This window comes from Pseudomonas sp. ZY71 (genome assembly GCF_036542145.1).
GTDB lineage: Bacteria > Pseudomonadota > Gammaproteobacteria > Pseudomonadales > Pseudomonadaceae > Aquipseudomonas > Aquipseudomonas koreensis_A.
The window spans coordinates 2,190,249-2,213,695 of sequence record NZ_CP144274.1 but is presented as its reverse complement, the minus strand read 5'-3'; the positions used below and the strand labels follow the sequence as shown (position 1 = coordinate 2,213,695).

Genomic DNA, 23,447 nt, shown 5'->3' with positions numbered 1-23,447 from the left:
CCGCAAGGGCTCCTCTGTGTATAACGATGGATCAGGCCCAATACTTAGGCCGCTTGTGCGACACAGTGCTCGATCAGCGCCTCCAGTTCTGCCTGATACTCGCGCATCAGCTGTTCGACGGTCTCGGCGCGGTAACGGCGAGTGCTGTAAATACAGCGCAAAGCCAAGCGCCCGTCATACACCTGCCCCACTACTTCCAGCCAGTTACCCAATGCAGCGTGCGGGCTGTAGCAACTGCCGTAACTTTCTGCCGCCGGCACCAGCATGGCCTTGTCGTCGAAGCTCTGGTCAAACTGCCCGAGGTAGTTGAAGGTCACCCGTGCCTGCGGTGCCTGACTCAATGTTTCAGCCATTTGCCCGCCGCTCATGTGACGCAGCACGCCATAGCCCAGACCTTTGTTCGGCACCGCCGCCAATTGTCGCTGCACGGCACGCACCGAGGTGCCGATGTCGGCGTTCTCGCCCGGTGTCAGACGCACCGGGAACATGCTGGTGAACCAGCCCAGACTGCGGCTCAGGTCGATGTCTTTGACCAGATCCTCACGACCGTGGCCCTCAAGTTGAATCAGCACCGAAGACTGCTCACTCCAGCGGCACAACACCCGGCTCAACGCCGCTAGCAACACGTCGTTGATCTGCGTCTGATACACCGCCGGCACTTGCTTGAGCAGTTGCTGGGTGTGCTGCTCCGACAAGCCCAAATGCGCCACCGACTGGTATTGCACCTGATTCTTGCCGCGCGGGTTATCGCACGGCAACTCGCTGCCGGGCTGGTCGATCTGCGCCAGCCACCAGGCTTTTTCCTCCGTCGGGTAATCCGCCGCATAGGCTTGCAAGCCTTCGGCCCAGGCGCGATAGCTGCTGGTGCGAATCGGCAGGTTCGGCGAACCACCGGCGCTGTACGCCTCGTAAGCCACCTGCAAATCCTGCAACAGCAAACGCCATGACACCGTGTCGATGACCAAGTGATGAATGACCATCAGCACACGGATTTCGCCATCAGGCAACGTCACGTGCGCCGTGCGCCAGACCGGCCCATTGTGCAGATCGAGGCTGCGTTGCACTTGCTCGGCGTACAGTTCCAGCTCGGCTTCATCAGCCACTTCGTGCTGCCACAGCAGCGCTTCGTTGGCCCATTGCGCCTGCATGTCCGCCAGCGGTTGGTAATGCTGATAATGCCGCCCGCCAACATCGCTGAAGCGCAAGCGCAGTGCATCGTGTTGCTGCATCATCGCGCGCAGGGCCATTTCCAGCGCTGGCAGATTCAGCGCTTGCCGCGCACGCAACATCAACGCCTGGTTGTAGTGATGCGGCTCGCTCATGCGCTGATCGAACAGCCATTGCTGGATCGGAATCAGGTTGAACTGCCCTTCCGCCGCCACCTGCGTCACGTCTTCAACCACGCTCGCCACAGCGCTCGAACGCTGTTCGAAAATCGCTTCGATGGTCTGCCCACGCATCAGGTCGCGCAGTTTCAGATCCAGCTTCAACTCCGCGTGGTTACGCACCCGCGAAACCACTTGCAGGCTGAGGATCGAGTCGCCGCCCAGTTCGAAGAAGTTGTCGGTAATGCCCACCCTCTCGACTTGCAACACATCGGCCCAGACCTCGGCCAGCAGTTGCTCGTCACGGGTGCGCCCGGCCACATATTCCGCGCCCTTGAACTCGGGTTCCGGCAAGGCCTGGCGATCGAGTTTGCCATTCGGCGTGACCGGTAGCGCGGCGAGACAGATCACCTGCGCCGGCACCATGTAGTCCGGCAGTTGCGCACGCAATTCGGACTTGAGTCGATCACCGATGGCCACACCCTGCGGCGTCACCACATAACCGATCAGTTGTTTGCCCGACGCACTGTCACGAGCGATCACCAAGGCATCGCTGACATCGGCGAGCTGACGCAGACTGGCTTCGATTTCGCCGAGTTCGATCCGGAACCCGCGCACCTTGATCTGATGGTCGATGCGCCCGACGTAATCGAGCACGCCGTCAGCACGCTGGCGCACCAGGTCACCGCTGCGATACAGACGCTCACCCGGCTGGCCGAACGGATCCGGCACGAAACGCTCGGCGCTCAGGTCCGGACGCTGGTAGTAACCACGGGCGATGCCCTGGCCGCCGATGTACAGTTCGCCGGCAATGCCCGGTGGCAGCGGATTGAGATCTTCGTCGAGCACGTACAGCGCACGCTCGCCGACAGCACGTCCGATCGGCGCGTAAGCCGCTTCACAGCGCTCGCTGACCGGCACCTTCCACAGCATCGGTGTGACCACGGTTTCGGTCGGGCCATAACCGTTGGTGAAGAATTGCGGACGTAACGCGGCTTTCACTTGCTCGAAGGTTTGATCCGGCACCGCGTCGCCGCCAAAGCAATATACGCGCACCCGCGGTGGCGCCAATTGGCTGTGTGCGGCGTATTCGGCCAGTTGTTTCAGGTAGGCCGGTGGGAAACAGGCAATCGTGATGCCGTGCTGATGCAGGGCCTCGAAGGTCTGTTCCGGTGTCCACAGGCTGGCATCGCGGATCACCAGCGTGCCGCCGCTGAACAGCGTGCTCAGCCAGCGCTCGTGGGCGCCGTCAAAGGCAAACGACATGAAATGCAGCTCACGGCTGTGCTCGTCCATGTCGTACAGCTCGGCGATGGCCTGGCAATGCATGCTCATCGGCCCGTGCGCCACCGCGACGCCTTTCGGCCGCCCGGTCGAACCGGAGGTGTAGATCAGATAGGCGAGGTTGCCGGCGAGCAAACCGCTGAGCGGAGCTGTGTCGCGGTAAGCGCTGTCGTCGAACTCATCGATAGCCAGACGCGCCAGCCCTTCGACCACCGGCAAGCGCTCCTGCACCTGCGTGTGGGTGAGCAGCAGCGCCATGGCCGAATCTTCGATCATGAACGCCAGTCGCTCCGGCGGATAATCGATGTCCAGCGGCACATACGCCGAAGCGCTTTTCATCACCGCCAACAATGCCACGACCATCTCGACCGAACGTTCCAGCGCCACACCGATGACCACTTCCGGCCCGGCACCCAGTTCGATCAGGCGATGAGCCAGGCGGTTGGCGCGACGCTCCAGTTCAGCGTAATTCAGCGTAGCGTCACCGCAGACCAGCGCCGTGGCCTCAGGCCGCGACTGGGCATGGCGGGCAATCAGCTCAGGCAGCAACTGCGCCTGATAACTTGCGCCAGGCGCGGCGCTCCATTGCTCAAATGCTTGCCATTGTTGCGCGGACAAACGCTGCAGGTTGCCCAGACGCTCGCTCGGCGCGACGATCATGGCTTCAAGGGTGTCTTCCAGGGTGCGCCGGATCTGCTCCACCGCTTCCAGGCTGAACGCATTGCGCAGGAACAGATATTCGATCGACAGCTGTTCGCCGAGATTGACCGCCAGGTCCATCGGGAAGTTGGTGACGTCATGATTGCGCGACTCGCCGAAGCTCAGACCACTGTCCTGCTGCTCGCCCAGACGTTCGTCGATCGGGTAGTTCTCGAAGACGATGATGCTGTCGAACAAGCCCTGCCCGCCGAGTCCCGACCAACGCTGAATGTCCGCCAGCGGTGCATGGGAAAACTCGCGAATATCAGTGTTGTAAGCCTGCAGTTGCTGCAGCCACTGATCCAGCGGCTGCTCCGGGCGCAGGGTCTGAATCACCGGCAAGGTATTGATGAACAGGCCAAGAATATTGTCAGCGTTGGCCAAACCGGCCGGGCGCCCCGAAACGGTCGCGCCGAACACCACGGTGTTCTGCCCGGTAAAGCGTTGCAGCAACAGCAACCACGCCCCCTGAATCAGGGTGTTCGGGGTGATTTGCAGAGCACGGCAAGCCTGCTGCAAGCGCGCGGTTTGCGCCGCGTCCCAACGTGAATATATCGCCTCGTGCCCCGGCAGTTCTTCGACATGCCGCGGGAACATCGCCTGATTCAGCGACGTCGCCTGTTGCAGCGGCTCGAGGCGGTTGCGCCAGAAACCTTCCAGCGAACCCTGATCCTGGCGTTGCAGCCATTCGATGAATTCGCGATAGCGGCCATTGCGCCCTTGCACCTGGCCGTGGCTGTAGAACTGCATCACCTCGCCGAACAACCGCGAACTGCTCCAGCCGTCCATGAGGATGTGGTGGCAGGTCCAGATCATCTGGTAGCGATCGTCTTCCAGACGCAGCAGCAGGACGCGCTGCAACGGCGCCTGGCCGAGGTCGAAACCGGCCAGATAATCGGCGGTCGCCCGCTCGGTGACGGCCTCCTCGCTGATGTCTTTTGTACGCCAGTCTTCCACCGTCAGTTGCAATTCGACCTGACGATGGACGATCTGCACCGGGGTATTCGAGCCTTCCGGGAAGTGGAAACTGGTGCGCAGAATATCCTCGCGCCCGATCACATATTGCCACGCCCGGGCAAAGCGCTCGGTGTCCAGACCGTGCACCGGCAGGCTGATCTGGTTGATGTACAAACCGGAACTGTCGTCGGCCAGGGTGTGGAACAGCATGCCGTCCTGCATCGGCGACAGCGGATAGATATCCTCCACTTGCGCCACCGGCACCGGCAGTCGATCCAGCTGCGGCTGGGTCAGACACGTCAATGGGAAGTCGGACGGTGTCAGGCCCAAATGTTCCTGCGTGCAGCAATGTTCGATCAATTGCTCCAGCGCCACCGCGTAGGCATCCGCCAGTTGCTGAATCACCGCTTCGTCGAAGACATCGCGGCTGAACGTCCAGTCCAGCGACAATTGCCCGTTGAACACCCGGCCATCGATGGTCAGCCAGTTGCTCAGGGCGACGTCGTCGCCGTGCCCGGCCCCGCTGCCCTCTTCACTCGGTACGAACAGCGCCTGCTCATCGAAATTCTGGTCGAACTGGCCGAGGTAGTTGAAAGTAATCCGCGCTTGCGGCAATTGCGCCAGACGTTGCTGAACAGCGTCCGCGCCGAGGTAGCGCAACACGCCATAACCCAGGCCTTTTTCCGGCACCGCGCGCAGTTGTTCCTTGATGCGTTTGATCGCCTCGGCCGGTTGTTTCGCCGGGGTCAGCAGCACCGGGAACAGGCTGGTGAACCAGCCCACCGTGCGGCTCAGGTCGACGCCGTCGAACAGTTCTTCGCGACCATGACCCTCAAGCTGCACCAGGCACGCCGGTTGCGCAGTCCACTGGCAGATCACCTGCGCCAGAGCGCTGAGCAACAGGTCATTGACTTGCGTGCGGTACGCCGACGGCGCCTGCTTGAGCAGACGATGGGTCTGTTCGGCATCCAGCCGCGTGTTGACCGAACGGCCATGCACCGACGCCTGACTGCCCTCGGGACGACTGCGCGGCAACTCCGGCAAGGCCTGATCGAGTTGACGACTCCAGTAGTCGAGTTCCTTGTTCAGCGTTTCGCTGTGCGCATAGGCCTGCAACTGCTCGGCCCAGGCTTTGAACGCGGTGGATTTCGCCGGCAGCGCCACCGGCTGGTTTGAATTCAGTTGACGATAGGCGGTTTGCAAATCTTCCAGCAACACTCGCCACGACACGCCGTCCATCACCAAATGGTGAATCGCCAGGTGCAGACGCTCGCTGCCGTCCTGCACCGCCATCAACGTGCAGCGCAGCAACGGCCCGTTTTGCAGATCGAGACTGCGTTGGGCTTCATCGGCGATGGCGACAATTTCATCAGCGCCCTCGGCTGAGCGTTGCCAGATTTCCGGCACCTGCTCGGCCGGCGCCTGATGGCTGGCCTGCCATACGCCATTGCTCGCCTGCACAAAACGCAGGCGCAAGGCATCGTGATGCGCCACGACATGCGCCAGCGCCTGCTGCAAGTGTGCGACGTTCAGCCCTTCGCGCGGCGTCAGCATGACTGACTGGTTCCAGTGCTCGCGGTGCGGGATATCGCTGGCGAAGAACCATTGCTGCATCGGCACCAGCGGACTGTCGCCGGTGACCGGGCCTTGATCGATCAACGCTTCCTCGGCGGCCGTGGCCACGCGGGCCAGCGCTTGAATGTTCTGATGCAGAAACAGGTCTTTCGGGGTCAGGCCAATGCCCTGCTGACGCGCGCGGCTGACCACTTGAATCGAGTTGATCGAGTCGCCACCGAGGGCGAAGAAATTGTCCGCCGTACCCACCTGAGCCACGCCGAGCACCGCTTGCCAGATCTGCGCCAGCGCTGTTTCGATCGCATTGACCGGGGCGACAAAATCTTGCTGGGCTTCGGCCACATCAGGCGCTGGCAATGCCTTGCGGTCGAGCTTGCCGTTGGGGCTCAGCGGCATGCTCTGCAGCAGGGTCAAGTGCGCAGGCACCATGTGCTCCGGCAAGGTCTGGCGCAAATGCGCCTGCAGGGTTTCACGCATCGATGGCCAATCCGTCGCGTCGATTTCCGTGGCGACGACATAACCACTGAGGACTTTGCCGCTGCGGCTGTCCTGCGCGACGACCACCGCTTCACGCACGGCGTCGTGCTCCAGCAGGCGCGCTTCGATCTCACCCAGCTCGATGCGGAAACCACGGATTTTCACCTGATGGTCGATACGACCGATGTAATCGATCACGCCATTTGGGCGATAGCGCGCCAGATCGCCGGTGCGATACAGGCGCTCGCCGGCCACGAACGGACTGGCGACAAAGCGTTCGGCGGTCAATTCCGGGCGACGGTGGTAGCCGCGCGCCAGGCCTTGGCCGCTGAGGTACAGCTCGCCATTGACGCCGCTCGGCACCGGGTTGAGTTCGGCGTCGAGAATGTAGGTCATCAGGTTGGCAATCGGCTCGCCGATCGGCACCGCATCGCGACCTTCATCGCGGCAGGTCCAATGGGTCACGTCGATCGCCGCTTCGGTCGGGCCGTAGAGGTTGTACAAACCGGCATTCGGCAACTTGGCGAAGACCTGTTGCTGCGCATCGATCGGCAACGCTTCACCGCTGCAGACAATGCGGGTCAGGCTGGTGCAGCGGCTGACATTGGCATCCAGCACAAACGCTTGCAGCATCGACGGCACGAAATGCAGGGTAGTGATCGCTTCGCGCTCGATCAGGCTGACCAGTTTCGCCGGATCACGATGGTCGCCCGGTGCAGCGACGACCAGACGTACGCCGGTCATCAGGGGCCAGAAAAATTCCCACACCGACACGTCAAAACTGAACGGCGTTTTTTGCAGCACGCTGTCAGCGCCGCGCAGCTCATAAGCCTGCTGCATCCAGCACAAACGGTTGGTCAGCGCGCCGTGGCTGTTGCCGGCGCCTTTCGGCTTGCCGGTGGAGCCAGAGGTGTAAATCACGTACGCGAGGTTTTGTGCGCTCAGCGCCAGCGTCGGATTGCTCGACGCAGCATCGCCGAGCCAGGCGTCATTGGCGTCGAGTAGCAGCGTCTGCACATGCTCTGGAATCGGCAAGGTCTCGACCAGCGCCTGTTGCGTCAGCAACCATTGGATGCCGCTGTCATCGATCATGTACGCCAGACGTTCGGTCGGGTACTCCGGATCCAGCGGCACGTAAGCGCCACCGGCCTTGAGAATGGCCAGCAAGCCGACGACCATTTCCAGACTGCGGTGCACCGAGATGCCCACCAGCACATCCGCGCCAATGCCCCGCGCAACCAGGGCATGGGCCAAACGGTTGGCCCGCTCGTTGAGCTCACGGTAAGTCAGCGACTGCCCTTCGAACGTCAACGCCACCGCGTGCGGAGCACGCTCGACCTGCGCTTCGATCAGATGATGCACCGGCTGCTGATTCGGGTAGTCGGCAAACGTGTGGTTCCAGTCTTCGACGATCACTCGGCGCTGCGCCGCGTCGAGCATCGGCAGTTCGCCAACGCGTCGGGTCGGCTGCGCGACGATCGCGCGCAACAGATTGAGGAAATGCTCGCCGAGACGAGCGATGGTCGAAGGTTCGAACAGATCGCTGGCATACGACAGCGCCGCACTGATGCCTTCATCGAACTCGAAGGTGTCCAGCGTCAGGTCGAACTGCGCGGTGCCGGCGTCCCAGGTCAGTTCTTCGAGGCTCAGGCCTGGCAACGTCGAAACGGCGCGACGCGCATCGCTGGCATGGTTGAACATCACCTGGAACAACGGTGTATGACTCAGGTTACGAGCGGGTGCGAGCAATTCCACCAGTTGTTCAAACGGCAGGTCCTGATGCGCCTGCGCCCCCAAAGCACGCTGCTTGACCTGATCAAGCAACTGATCGAAACGCAGGTTGCCGTCGATGTCAGCCTTGAGCACTTGCGTGTTGACGAAGAAGCCCAGCAGGCGCTCGGTTTCCACGCGATTGCGGTTGGCGATCGGCACGCCGACGCGAATATCGTTTTGCCCGGTGTAGCGATGCAACAGGGTCTGGAACCCCGCCAATAACAGCATGAACAACGTGGTGTTGCGCTCTTTGGCCAGACGCTTGAGACCTTCCGCCAGCGCCGGTTCCAGGCTGATCGGCAGGCGCGCGCCGCGATAGCTTTGTTGCGCCGGACGCGGATGATCGGTGGCCAATTCAAGAATCGGCTGCTCGCCGCCCAACTGCGCTGTCCAGTAATCCAGTTGCCGTTGCTGCTCCCCCGCCTCCAGCCATTGCCGTTGCCAGTGGCCATAGTCGGCGTACTGGATCGGCAACGGTGCCAGTGCAGCCGGTTGACCCTGACTGAAACCGGCGTACAGCTGCATCAGGTCATCGACCATGATTTGCATCGACCAGGCATCGGAAACAATGTGGTGTTGGGTCAGGATCAGCACATGGTCGTCAGCGGCCAATTGCAAGAGTTTGACCCGCAACAGCGGCCCACGCTGCAAATCGAACAGTCGCCGGGTTTCGGCTTCGATCAAGCTGCGCAGGGCTGGCGCGTCGAGCGCGGCGTCGACCGATGTCATCGCAATGGTGACGGGGGCAGCAGCCTCGATGACTTGCACTGGACGTTCGTTGTCCAGCACGAAGCGGGTACGCAAACTTTCGTGACGTTCCACCAGCGCATCGAAACTCTGTTGCAGCGCCGCTTGATCCAGCTCGCCGCGTAAACGCAGCGCCGCCGGAATGTGATAAGCGCTGCTGGTCGGGTCCAGTTGCCAGAGGAACCACTGACGCTGTTGTGCGTAAGACAAGGCCAGCGGCTGCTCGCGCGGAACGCGACTGATCGCCGGCTCTTGCTCGGCAGATGCCGGGTCCATCGCCTCGACAAACCCTTGCAGGCTGTTGTGGGCGAACAGCAAGCGCAGCGGCACCTGAATCTCTAGTTGCTGACGAATGCGCGACACCACTTGCGTGGCCAGCAGCGAATGACCGCCCAGTTCGAAAAAGTTGTCGCTCAGACCAACGCGCTCGACCTTGAGGATTTGCGCCCAGATCGCGGCCACGGCCTGTTGCACCGGCGTCTCTGGTGCCACATAGGTTTTGCGCCATTGGCTGGCGTCGGGTTTGGGCAACTGTTTGCGATCGAGCTTGCCGTTCGGCGTCAGCGGGAAACGCGCCAGCAGCACCATGTGCGCCGGCACCATGTAATCCGGCAGATTGACCTTGAGGCGTGCATTGAGGCTGTCGCGCAAGCGGCTCTGTGCGTCGGCATCGAGTGTGCTCAGATCAGCGCTCGGCACCACGTAAGCCACCAGCGCCTGACCACCCGGAGCATCCTGCGCCAGCACGGCCGCTTCGCGCACGGCGTCCTGTTCGAGCAGGCGCGCTTCGATCTCGCCCAATTCAATGCGGAAGCCACGGATTTTCACCTGATGGTCGATCCGGCCGAGATATTCGATGATGCCGTCGGCACGCTGACGCGCAAGGTCGCCAGTGCGGTACAGACGCTCGCCCGTCGCGGAATAAGGGTGCGGCACAAACCGTTCGGCCGTCAGCGCCGGACGCTGGAAGTAACCGCGCGCCAGGCCTTCACCGCCGATCAGCAACTCGCCGGCCACGCCATAAGGCACCGGCAGCAAATCGGCGCCGACGATGTACAGCGTGGTGTTGTCGATCGGGCCGCCCAGCCACGGTTGCGCATCTTGCGCGCGCAGCGGATGCAACGCCGACCAAATCGTGGTTTCGGTCGGCCCGTAGAGGTTCCACACTTCACCGCCGAGGGCGAGCATGCGCACCGCCAGTTCCTGAGGCAGCGCTTCGCCGCCGCACAGGCACTTGCAACCGCGCAGCTGTGCGGCGTTTTCGTTGTCGAGCAGCATGCGCCAGGTCGACGGCGTCGCCTGCACCACGTTGACCTGCTCGGCAGTCATCAGCGCCAGTACCGCGTACGGATCCTGCGCGACCTCCTGACCGGTCAGGACAATGCACGCGCCGACCATCAGCGGAACGTAGATTTCCAGGCCAAAAATATCGAACGAGAACGTGGTCAGCGACAGCGCACGATCCTGCGCGACCATGCCCGGGGCCTTGGCCATGCTGGCGACGAAATTGGTCAACGCCGCGTGGCGAACCATCACCCCTTTCGGCTGGCCGGTCGAGCCGGAGGTATAGATCGCGTAGGCAAGATGTTCGGCATGCAGACGTGTCGGCAGATCCTCGCAGGCAAAGCCGTCGAGCCAATCGCCCTCCTGATCCAGCACCAGCGTGGTGACCGTGGCCGGGACGGGCAACTGGCTGAGCAGCGAGCCTTGCGTCAGCAGCAAATCGATGCCGCTGTCGTCGATCATGTACGCCAGACGATCCTGCGGGAATGCCGGATCCAGCGGCAGATAGGCGCCGCCCGCCTTGAGAATCGCCAGCAGGCCCACCAGCATGTGCGTGCTGCGCTCGACCGAAATACCGACCAGCACATCTGCCGCGACACCGAGGGTTTGCAGCTTGCGCGCCAACTGATTGGCCCGGGCATTGAGCTGGCCGTAGCTCAAGCGCTGGCCATCGATCACCAGCGCCGGGGCATCGGGAGTGCGCGCCGCTTGTACTTCGAACAGTTGATGAACGAAGCCCTTTTCAGGTGCCGGCACGACGCTGCGGTTGCCGTCGTTGAGCTGCGCTTGATGTTCGGCGGCGCTCAGCAGCGGCAGTTCGCCGATGGACTGCGCAGGATTGGTGACAATCCCGCGCAGCAGGTTCTGCCAATGCCCGGCCATGCGCGCAACGGTGTCGGCGCCAAACAGATCAGTGGCGTAGATCAACGCCGCCGACAGGCCATCGCTGTGCTCGACGGTTTCCAGGGTCAGGTCGAACTGCGCGCTGTGGCTGTCCCAACGCAAGCCCTCGACTTTCAAACCGCCCACCGGCGCCGCAGTCGACAAGCCTTGGGTCTGGTGATTGAACATCACCTGGAACAGCGGACTGTGACTGAGGTTGCGCTCGGGTTGCAGCGCTTCGACCAATTGCTCGAATGGCAGATCCTGATGCGCCTGCGCGCCCAGCGCAGTCTGCTTGACCTGTTGCAGCAACGCGCTGAACGGGTCCTGACTGTCGACCTCGCTCTTGAGGACTTGGGTGTTGACGAAAAAGCCGATCAGGCGCTCGGTTTCCACGCGGTTGCGGTTGGCCGTCGGCACGCCGACGCGGATGTCGTTCTGACCGCTGTAGCGATGCAGCAAGGCCTGGAACGAGGCCAGCAGGATCATGAACAGACTGACCCCTTCGCGCTGCGCCATCTGCTTGAGGCCACTGGCCAACGCGGCGTCGATGTCCAGTTCCAGACGGGCACCGCGATAGCTCATGACCGCCGGGCGGGCAAAATCGCTCGGCAATTCGAGTACCGGTTGCTGACCGCCGAGGCGCGCGACCCAGTATTCAAGTTGACGCTCACGCTCGCCCGCTTCCATCCAGTGGCGCTGCCAGATCGCATAGTCGGCGTACTGGATTGGCAATTCGGGCAACAGCGGCGCCTGGCCTTGAATGAACGCGGCGTAACCTTTGACCAGTTCCTCGACCATCACCTGCATCGACCAGCCATCGGAGACGATGTGGTGCAAGGTCACGATCAGCACATGATCGTCGGGCGCCAGTTGCAGCAGACGTGTGCGCAGCAATGGCCCTTGTTGCAGGTCGAACAGTTGCCGGGTTTCTTCTTCGATCAAGTGGCGCAGTTGCGTGTCGTCCGGCATCTGCGCCAGCACTTGCGCTTGCAGCTGCACCGGCGTAACCGCGTGGACTTGCTGCACGGCGTGCTCGCCGTGCAGCACGAAAGTAGTGCGCAGACTGTCGTGGCGCGCCACCAGCGCATGGAAACTTTTCTCCAGCGCAGCGACGTCCAGCGGCCCGCGCAGACGCAGGGCCGTGGGCATGTGGTACGCCGCGCTTTCCGGATCCAGCTGCCACAGGAACCATTGGCGTTCCTGGGCGAAAGACAACGACAAGGTGTCGAACTCGGCACTGACAGGCGGAATCGGCAGGTTCGCCGGGGAAACGTCCTCTTCGAGCATCTTCTGCAAGTACAAGCGACGTTTTTCCAGCGGCAGCGTTATGAAGCGCCTGGCAATACGTTGTGCGACAGCGGTGTCCATCAAACCTCCTCAAATTCATCAAGCAGCGCTTCAAGCTTGCTCAATTTCGACGTGCTCATTTGCTCGCCGGACTGCTCGAGTTGCGCGACAAACGCACCCAGCACCGGGAATTGGAATATCAGTTGCGGCGTCAGCTTCAGGCCCAGTTCAAGTTGCAGGCGCGAGACCACGTTGACCACCAGCAGCGAGTGCCCGCCGAGTTCGAAGAAGTCGTCAGCCAGCCCGACCTGCTCGATTTTCAGCACGTCCTGCCAGATCGCTGCGACCTTGCATTCGAGCTCGCTTTGCGGCGCCAGATAGACCGACTGATGGGCGCGGGTGTCCGGTGCCGGCAAGGCCTTGCGATCGAGTTTGCCGTTAGGCGTCAGCGGCAATTGGTCAAGGAAGACCAGGTGGGTCGGCACCATGAAGTCCGGCACCTGACGGGCCAATTGCGCCTTGAGTTGTTCTGCTAGAGATGTCGGATCAAGGCTGTGGTCGTGGCTGACCAGATACGCAACAAGATTCGGCCCGCTCAGCTCTTCCCGCGCCAGCACCACCGCCTCACGAACCTCGGGCAATGCTTGCAGGCGTGCTTCGATTTCACCCAGTTCGATGCGCAGACCGCGGATTTTCACTTGATGGTCGATGCGGCCGATGTACTCGATCACGCCATCCTCGGCATAGCGCGCCAGGTCGCCGGTGCGGTACAGACGACCGCCGAAACCGGCGAATGGATCAGGAATAAAGCGTTCGGCGGTCAGCGCGCCGCGCTGGTGATAACCACGGGCCAGCGAGTCACCGGCGATGTACAACTCGCCAGTGGCACCAATGGCGCAAGGTTGCAGCGCTGCGTCCAGCACATAGGTGCGGACATTGTTGATCGGACGACCGATCGGCATGATTCGCGCATCATCTTCAACCGTGCGCGGTACGGCGTGGCTGCTGGTGTCGATGGTCGCTTCGGTCGGGCCGTAGAGATTGCGCAACTCGCCGTCGAACAGCGCCAGCACTTGACGCGAAAGGTGCGCACTCAGGGCCTCGCCACCGCACAGCAACAGGCGCAGCGAGGCCAGTTGTTCACGCGTCGCCAGCGGCAACAATGCTTGCAACAGCGACGGCGCCATTTGCAGCACGCTGATACGCAGGCGTGCGACGTCGGCCCACAGCGTGGTCAGGTCGAGATTGAATTGTGCCGAGGCCAGCACCAGTTGCGCACCGTTCATCAGCGGCAGCCAGAATTCCCAGACCGACGCATCGAAGCTGATCGCGGTTTTTTGCAGGACGCGATCCGCCGGCGTCAGTTGCAGGCATTCCTGCATCCACTGCATGTGGTTGCTCAAGCCGCCATGACGCAAGGTCACGCCCTTCGGCTTGCCGGTGGAGCCGGAGGTGTAGATCACGTAGGCGAGGTTCTGCTCATCGATCAGCACCTGCGGATCGCGCTCGCTGTAAGCGTCCAGCCAATGCGCTGGCTGATCGAGCAACAGCGTGGTCACCGCGACATCGGCAAAACGTGGTTGCAGGCTGGTTTCAGTCAGCAGCAAGGCAATGCCGCTGTCCTCGACCATGTAGGTCAGACGATCTTGTGGATACGCCGGATCCAGCGGCACGTAAGCGCCGCCAGCCTTGAGGATCGCCAGCAGGCCAACCACCATCTGTACGCTGCGCGACATCGCCAGACCGACCAGAACGTCAGGGCCGACGCCGCGCTCGATCAAGGCATGAGCCAAACGGTTGGCCTGAGCATTGAGTTGCGCATACGTCAGCGTGGCCTGCTCGGTCACCAGCGCCACGGCGTCCGGGGTCAGGCGTGCCTGCGCTTCGATGCATTGCTGCACCTGACGGCGCTCGGAGGTTTCGACGGCCGTGGCGTTCCAGTTGCGCAACAACAGCGTGCGCGTGACATCGCCCAGCAAGTCGATCTCGCCGAGGCTGCGGCCGGCCGGCGCGCTCACCATCTGCGCGAGCACGTGTGCCACCTGTTCAGCCAGGCGCTCGACGGTGTGTGTAGGGAAAGCAGCGTGGGCATAAGTAAAGTGCAGACTCAGGGTGTCATTGTGATTAACGGCCAGGGTCAACGGGAAATTAGTCTGTTCCTGATTGTCCACGGTGCCGAAGCTCAACCCTGACGGTGCCTGCTCTTGCAGCGCGTCCGACAACGGGTAGTTTTCGAACACCAGCAAGGTGTCGAACAAGCCCTCACCACCCTGCCCGGCCCAGCGCTGAATCTCGAACAGCGGCGTGTGCTCGTGCTCGCGCAGGGCGACGTTTTGCGCCTGTACCTGTTGCAACAGCGCCGACACTGACTGCTCCGGACGTGGGCTGGCGATGACCGGCAAGGTGTTGATGAACAGGCCGATCTGTTGCTCGATGCCTTTGAGCTCGGTCGGGCGTCCCGAGACCGTGGCACCGAAGGCCACGGTGGCATGCCCGGTGTAGTGCTGCAGCAGCATCAGCCAGGCAGCCTGGATGACGGTGTTGAGGGTGACTTTCTGCGTACGCGCGAATTCGCTCAGGGCTTGGGTCTGCGCTGTGTCCAACCAGTGATAGTGACTGGCGTGGCTGCTGGCGAACGCCGCTTCGTCAACGTCGAAACGGGTTTCGGCGAGACGGGTCGGCGCCTCGAACGAACGCAGCTGCTCCAGCCAGAACGCTTCACTGACCTTGGCATCGCGCCCTTGCAGCCAACTTATGTAGTCGCGGTAGCGCCCGGCCTGACGCGGCAAGGTCTGACCGTCATAACGCTGCAGCACTTCGCCGAGCAACTGCGAATTGCTCCAGCCATCCATCAGGATGTGGTGATGGGTGTAGATCAGGTGATAACGCTGCGCGCCGGTCTGCACCAGCACCAGACGCAACAACGGTGCGCAGGCCAGATCAAAGCCCTGCGCCAGTTCTGCCGAAGCCAGGTCAGCGAGTGCTGACGTGACATCGGCGCGAGCGCTCCAGTCCAGCGACGTGAATGGCACGTGCACCTGTTTGTGCACCACTTGCAGCGGCCGCTCACTGCCCTGCCAGATAAAACTGCTGCGCAGAATATCGTGGGCATCGACGGCGGCCTGCCAGGCATTTTCGAAACGCTGTGGATCGAGGCCTTCGATGTCCAGGCACATCTGGTTGATGTAATGCCCGCTGCCGTTTTCATAGAGGCTGTGGAACAGCATGCCCTGCTGCATCGGCGCCAACGGATAGATGTCATCCACCGCACGCGCCGGCAGCGCCAGACCATCGAGCTGCGCCTGAGTGAAACCGGCCAGCGGGAAGTCCGACGGCGTCATGCCCTGATTGCTCGGGTCGCAGCAATGCGCGATCAACAGCGCCAACTCAGCGGCGTAGTCATCGGCCAGTTGCTGGACCAGCGCCGGATCGAATTGCTGGCGACTGAACGTCCAGCCCAGATTCAACGCGCCGTCGAACACCTGACCATTGAGGGTCAGCCAGTTGCCGAGCGTGGTCAGTGGGCTCTGCTCATCGCCGGCGCCTTCGCTGGCAGGGCTGAACAACGCGCCCTGCGCTTCATCGAAACTGCCGTCGAACTGGCCCAGGTAGTTGAAGGTGATGCGCGGTGGCGGCAGTGCCTGCAACGCTGCGCGGGTGGCGTCGTCACCGAGGAAACGCAGCGCAGCAAAACCGACACCTTTGTCGGGAATTGCGCGCAAGCCCTGCTTGATCGACTTGATCGAATCGGCAAGGTCAGCCGCCGGGGTCAATTTCACCGGAAACAGACTGGTGAACCAGCCCACAGTGCGGGTCAGGTCGATATTGGCGAACAACTCTTCGCGGCCATGACCTTCCAGCTCGATCAAGGTGCTGGCGTGCCCGCTCCAGCGGCAAATCACCCGCGCCAGCGCGGTCAGCAACAGATCGTTGACCTGCGTGCGATACGCCGCCGGGGCTTCTTGCAGCAGTTGTCGGGTCAGTTGCTTGTCCAGTCGCGTATCGACGGTGACGGCCTGATTGTTGAGCGCGCTCGCCTCAGGATCGAGGCACGGCAGGTCGCCGTGCACGTCGCTCAACTGTGCCTGCCAGTAGGCCAATTGTTCTTGCAGTTCAGCGCTGCGGGCGTGGGCCTGCAACTGTTCGGCGAAGGCTTTGACCGAACTGGTCTTGGCCGGCAGTTGCAAGGCCTGCCCGGCGTGCAATTGGTTGTAAGCGGTTTGCAGATCGTCGAACAGAATCCGCCACGACACGCCGTCCACCGCCAAGTGATGGATCACCAGCAACAGCCGTTGAGTGCCATCGGCAAGGTTCGCCAACACCCCGCGCAACAACGGCCCGGCTTGCAGATCGAGACTGCGCTGGGCCTGATTGGCCAGGGTTTCCAGCGCCGCTGCATCGGCGACTTCGCGCACCCACAGCAGGTTTTCCGACGCCGCTTGACGGTACTCGGCGCGCCAGCCTTCAGCGCTTTCGCTGAACGACAGACGCAAGGCATCGTGATGCTGCACCAGTGCCTGCAAGGCTTGTTCGACAAGCTCGGCTTGCAACGCGCTGGCCGGTTTCAGCAGTACCGACTGGTTGTAGTGGTGACGCTCGGGAATCGCCTCGGCGAAAAATGCTTGCTGGATCGGCAGCAACAGCGAGGCGCCCTGAACCGGGGCCTGATCGATTGCTTGCGCGTCGGTACCGGTCTGCGCCACCGAAGCCAGCGCCTGCACGGTCTGGTGCTGGAACAGATCTTTCGGCGAGAAACGAATGCCCGCCGCGCGTGCGCGACTGACCACTTGAATGGATATGATCGAGTCGCCGCCGAGTTCGAAGAAGTTATCGGTCAGGCCGACACGCTCAAGCTTCAGCACGTCCTGCCAGATCGCCGCGATCTGTTGTTCCAGCTCGCTTTGTGGTGCGACGTAATCCTGTTGCACCTGACTGGCGTCTGCTTGCGGCAGCGCTTTGCGGTCGAGTTTGCCGTTGGCGGTGAGTGGCCATTGTTCGAGGAACAACAGGTGCGTCGGCACCATGTAATCCGGCAGATCGGCCTTGAGTTGCGCCTTGAGTTGCTCGCGCAAATCGGCTTCGTTGTCGACGTTGTGCGCGGCAATCACGTAGCCCACCAGTTGCTGACCGCTCGGCCCGTCCTGCGCCAGCACCACCGCTTCGCGCACGGCGTCGAGGGCATTCAGGCGTGCTTCGATTTCGCCGAGTTCGATACGGAACCCGCGGATTTTCACCTGATGGTCAATACGCCCGACGTATTCGATCACACCGTCGCAGCGGTATTGCGCGAGGTCGCCAGTGCGATACAGACGCGCGCCGCTCTCGCCGAACGGATCGGGAATAAAGCGCAATGCGGTGAGGTCGCCACGGTTCAGATAACCGCGTGCCAGACCGGCACGGCCGACGTACAACTCGCCGATGCAGCCCTTGGCCACCGGGTTCAGTTCACCGTCGAGCACGTACCACGACAGGTCGGCGATAGGTTCGCCGATCGGGCTGTTGGCGTCATGCTCAAGATCCGCCACCGACAACGGACGGTACGTCACGTGCACGGTGGTTTCGGTGATGCCGTACATGTTGATCAGTTGTGGCGCCGAGTCACCGAAACGCTCGAACCACGGGCGCAGGGATTTCACGTCCAATGCTTCGCCGCCGAACACCACGTAGCGCAAGGCATTCGCCCGCGTATCGGCGCAGGCCACGTGCATCAATTGCTTGAACGCCGATGGCGTCTGGTTGAGCACGGTGACCCCGGCGTTGCACAGCAGCTCATGGAATTCCTGCGGCGAACGGCTGACGTCGTACGGCACCACCAGCAACTCGCCGCCGTGCAGCAACGCACCGAAAATCTCCCACACCGAGAAGTCGAACGCGTAGGAATGGAACAGGCTCCAGACGTCCGTCGGGCCAAAACCGAACCACGGCTCGGTGGCTTCGAACAGGCGCAGGATGTTCTGGTGCGGCAGCAACGTGCCTTTGGGTTTGCCAGTGGAACCGGAGGTGTAGATCACGTAGGCGAGGTTCGACGACGCCATCGTCACCTGCGGATCGGTGTCGGCGAAGGCGCTGACGTCGCTGTCCAGCAGCAAGGTCTTCACACCTTCTGGAACTGGCAATTGACCGGCCAGCGCAGCCTGGCTCAGCAGCAACTGAATGCCGCTGTCCTCGATCATGTAGGCCAGACGATCCTGCGGATAAGTCGGGTCGAGCGGCACGTACGCACCGCCGGCCTTGAGGATCGCCAGCAGGCCGACGATCATTTCCACGCCACGCTCAGCGGCCAGACCGACCAGCACGTCCGGGCCGACGCCGAGGCCGATCAACTGATGGGCGCGGCGGTTGGCCTGACGGTTGAGTTCGCCATAGCTCAGGGTTTGCTCGTTGAAACGCACGGCGATTGCATCGGGACGCAGGCGCGCCTGCTCGGCGATCAACTGATGCGCGCAGGCTTCGCTCGGGAAACTGCGTGGATTCGGGTTCCATTGGGCGATGTTGTGTTGCTGCTCGCTGGCGTCGAGCAACGGCAATTCGCCGATGCGTTGCTGCGGGTCGGCGACGATGCCGTGCAGCAAGTTCAGCCAGTGCCCGGCCATGCGCTGCACGGTGGCGGCGTCGAACAGATCGGTGGCATAGGTCAGCGCAGCGCTGAGTTGGCCGTCCGCTTCAAGGGTGTCGAGGGTCAGGTCGAACTGTGCGGTCTGGCTGTCCCAGTCCTGCGCTTCGATGACCAGACCCGGCAACGCCGGCAGCGCCTGAGGCCCGGCACTCTGGTGGTTGTACAACACCTGAAACAGCGGGCTATGGCTCAGGTTGCGTTCCGGACGCAGCGCCTCGACCAGTTGTTCGAACGGCAGATCCTGATGCGCCTCGGCACCGAGTGCGGCGTGTTTGACCTGCGCCAGCAGTGCACTGAAGCGCTGCTGTGGATCGACCTCGGCCTTGAGCACCTGGGTGTTGACGAAGAAGCCGATCAGATTTTCGGTCTCGACCCGATTACGGTTGGCAATCGGCACGCCGACGCGAATGTCCGACTGGTTGCTGTAGCGATGCAACAGGCTCTGGAACGAGGCCAGCAAGACCATGAACAGCGTGCTGCCCTCGCGCTGGGCCAGTTGCCGCAGTTGCTGGCTGAGCAGCGGCGGCAGGTCGATGGCCAGACGTGCGCCAGCAAAACTCTGCCGCGCCGGACGCGGACGATCGGTCGGCAATTCCAGCAGCGGTTGCTCACCGCCGAGTACGCCGGTCCAGTAATCGAGCTGGCGCTCACGCTCGCCGGCCTCCATCCACTGACGTTGCCACAGCGCATAATCGGCGTACTGAATCGGCAACTCAGCCAACTCGACCGTTTGGCCCTGGCTATACGCGGCATAGCGTTGAATCAGCTCCTGCACCAGCAGTTGCATCGACCAGCCATCGGAGACGATGTGATGCTGGGTCAACACCAGCACATGTTCTTCGCGCGCCACTTGCAACAAACCGACGCGCAGCAGCGGGCCGTTTTGCAAATCGAACGGCTGGCTGATCTGACGCTGCACATACGCCTGAGTCTGCTCGGCAGCAGTGCCTGAAGTGCCGTCGAGAATGTCCGGCACCAGCAGCGGTGCCTGTTGCGCGTGAATCACCTGGAACGCTTGTTCATCGATCTGCACAAAGGTCGTGCGCAGGCTCTCGTGACGCTGAATCAGCTCGGCAAAACTGCGTTGCAGCGCGTTCAGATCCAGCGCGCCGTGAATGCGCAGCGCCGCCGGAATGTGGTACGCCGCGCTCGCAGGTTCCATTTGCCAGAGGAACCACTGACGCTGCTGGGCAAACGACAACGGCAGTTGTGCTTTATCACGCGACGCCCGAGGAATATCTGTTGGCTTGGCCACCTGGGTTTGTTCCAGCGCGCCAACGCAGGCTTTGAGGCTGGCATTTTCGAACAATTGGCGCAGTTGCAGATTCAGCCCAAGGGTCTGGCGGATGCGCGAAACCATTTGCGTGGCCAACAGCGAATGGCCGCCGAGTTCGAAGAAGTTATCGGTCAGGCCAACACGTTCGAGTTTGAGCACGTCCTGCCAGATCGCTGCGATCTGTTGTTCCAGCTCGCTTTGCGGTGCGACGTATTCCTGCTGAACCTGACTGGCATCTGCTTGCGGCAGCGCTTTGCGGTCGAGTTTGCCGTTGGCGGTCAGTGGCCATTGTTCGAGGAACAACAGGTGCGTCGGCACCATGTAATCCGGCAGATCGGCTTTGAGTTGGGCTTTCAGTTGTTCGCGCAATTCGGCGTCGTTGTCGACGTGGTGCGCGGCAATCACGTAGCCGACCAGTTGCTGACCGCTCGGCCCGTCCTGCGCCAGCACCACGGCTTCGCGCACGGCATCGAGAGCATTCAGGCGTGCTTCGATTTCGCCGAGCTCGATACGGAAACCACGGATTTTCACCTGATGGTCGATACGCCCGACATATTCGATCACACCGTCGCTGCGGTATTGCGCGAGGTCGCCAGTGCGATACAGACGCGCCCCGCTCTCGCCGAATGGATCGGGAATAAAGCGCAGCGCAGTGAGGTCGCCGCGATTCAGATAACCACGCGCCAGACCGGCACGGCCGACATACAGCTCACCGATGCAACCCTTGGCCACCGGGTTCAGTTCGCCGTCGAGCACGTACCACGACAGATCAGCAATCGGTTCGCCGATCGGGCTGTTGGCGTCCTGCTCAAGATCCGCCACCGACAACGGACGGTACGTCACGTGCACGGTGGTTTCGGTGATGCCGTACATGTTGATCAGTTGCGGGGCGGTATCGCCGAAGCGTTCGAACCACGGGCGCAGGGATTTCACGTCCAGCGCTTCGCCGCCAAACACCACATAACGCAAGGCGTTCGCCCGCGTATCGGCGCAGGCCACGTGCATCAATTGCTTGAACGCCGACGGCGTCTGGTTGAGCACGGTGACCCCGGCGTCGCAGAGCAATTCATGGAATTCCTGCGGCGAGCGGCTGACGTCGTACGGCACCACCAGCAATTCACCGCCGTGCAACAGCGCACCGAAAATCTCCCACACCGAGAAATCGAAGGCGTAGGAATGGAACAGGCTCCAGACGTCCGTCGGGCCGAAACCGAACCACGGCTCGGTGGCTTCGAACAGACGCAAAATATTCTGGTGCGGCAGCAAAGTGCCTTTAGGTTTGCCGGTCGAACCGGAGGTGTAAATCACGTAGGCGAGGTTCGACGACGCCATCGTCACCTGCGGATCGGTGTCGGCGAAGGCGCTGACATCGCTGCCCAGCAGCAAGGTCTGCACACCATGTGGCACCGGTAGTTGACCGGCCAACGAGGCTTGGCTCAGCAGTAGTTGAATGCCGCTGTCCTCGATCATGTAGGCCAGACGATCCTGCGGATACGTCGGGTCGAGCGGCACGTACGCACCGCCAGCCTTGAGGATCGCCAGCAGGCCGACGATCATTTCCAGACCACGCTCGGCAGCCAGACCAACCAGCACGTCCGGGCCGACGCCGAGGCCGATCAACTGATGGGCGCGGCGGTTGGCCTGACGGTTGAGTTCGCCGTAGCTCAGGCTTTGCTCGTTGAAACGCACGGCGACCGCGTCAGGCCGCAGACGCGCCTGCTCGGCAATCAGTTGGTGCGCGCAGGCTTCGCTCGGAAAGCTGCGCGGATTCGGGTTCCACTCGGTGATGTTCTGTTGCTGCTCGCTGGCGTCGAGCAACGGCAGTTCACCGATGCGGTGCTGCGGGTCGGCGACGATGCCGTGCAGCAGGTTCAGCCAGTGCCCGGCCATGCGCTGCACGGTGGCGGCGTCGAACAGGTCGGTGGCGTAACTCAGAGTTGCCGCCAATGCACCGTCAGCTTCGTGAGTGTCGAGGGTCAAATCAAACTGCGCGGTGTGCGAACTCCAGTCGAGGCTTTCGACGTGCAGACCCGGCAGTTGCAGGGCCTGCGCCGTAGCGCCGCCCTGATGGTTGAACATCACCTGAAACAGCGGGCTGTGGCTTAACTGCCGATCCGGTGCAAGGGCATGCACCAGTTGCTCAAACGGCAGATCCTGATGCGCCTGCGCGCCCAACGACGCCTGTTTGACCTGCGCCAGCAACTCCAGGAACGGCATGCCGCCCTGCACCTGAGCATTCAGCACCTGGGTGTTGACGAAGAAGCCAATCAGCCCTTCGGTTTCGACCCGATTACGGTTGGCCACCGGCACGCCGACGCGGATATCCGCCTGGCCGCTGTAGCGGTGCAACAAGGCCTGGAACGACGCCAGCAAGACCATGAACAGGGTCAGGCCCTCGCGCTGGGCCAGCTGTTTCAAGCGTTCAGTCAGCTCGCTGCCAACGCGCAGATCCAGACGCGCACCGCGATAGCTTTGCGCTGCCGGGCGCGGACGATCCGTGGGCAATGGCAGAACTTCGCCGCCATCGCCCAGACGCTCGGTCCAGTACGCCAGTTGCCGCTCCAGCTCACCGGCCTCCATCCACTTGCGCTGCCAGATCGCGTAATCGGCGTACTGGATCGGCAAAGGCGCGAGGTTGGCTGGCTGACCACTGCTGTGCGCGGCGTAGAGTTTGACCAGATCATCGACCATGATCTGCGCCGAAGCACCGTCGCAAATAATGTGATGCTGGGTCAGCACCAACACATGATCATCCGGCGCGATTTGCAGCAGCTTGACCCGCAGCAGCGGGCCCTGTTGCAGGTCGAACAGCGTGGCGATTTCAGCGTCGATCAACGCTTTGAGGCCCGCGTCATCCACCGGCGTGTCCAGCACCTGCGCAGTCAGCGGCAGGCTCAGTCGCGCTTGAGCCACCTGAATCGGACCATCCGGGCCATCGACGAACACCGTGCGCAGCACTTCATGGCGTTCCAGCAAGGCATCGAAGCTGCGCTGCAACGCCAACAGATCAAGAGCACCGCGCAAACGCAACGCTGTCGGCACGTGGTAAGCCGCGCTGTGCGGATCGAGCTGCCAAAGGAACCACTGACGCTCCTGTGCGAACGACAGGCCAATGCTCTCGAACTCATCGCGCACCGGCGGAATCGGCAACGCCGCAAAGCTCATGTTCTTGCTCTGCATTTTTTGCAGAAACGCTTGCCGTTGGGCGAGCGGCAAACGGATGAATCGCTGAACCAGAGACAGGTTATCAAGCAGAGTCATT

At 62.2% G+C, this 23,447-nt stretch carries 2 protein-coding genes; both read right to left on the bottom strand.

Translation table 11 applies throughout. The features are described from left to right. Positions 1-44 precede the first annotated feature (44 nt). The gene (locus tag VY732_RS09790; RefSeq protein ID WP_331695282.1) at positions 45-12,374 is read right to left on the bottom strand and encodes a non-ribosomal peptide synthase/polyketide synthase; all 12,330 of its coding nucleotides are present in this window, start codon (positions 12,372-12,374) and stop codon (positions 45-47) included. Further along, positions 12,374-23,446, bottom strand: a complete 11,073-nt coding sequence (locus VY732_RS09785) for a non-ribosomal peptide synthase/polyketide synthase (protein WP_331695281.1) — start codon at positions 23,444-23,446, stop codon at positions 12,374-12,376. Before VY732_RS09785 ends, VY732_RS09790 begins: the two co-directional genes overlap by 1 nt. Position 23,447: the final 1 nt, after the last annotated feature.

Bases quoted from the DNA above. Each gene is read 5' to 3' on its own strand.
- VY732_RS09790 (WP_331695282.1), bottom strand. From the start codon at position 12,374: ATGGACACCGCTGTCGCACAACGTATTGCCAGGCGCTTCATAACGCTG.
- VY732_RS09785 (WP_331695281.1), bottom strand. From the start codon at position 23,446: ATGACTCTGCTTGATAACCTGTCTCTGGTTCAGCGATTCATCCGTTTG.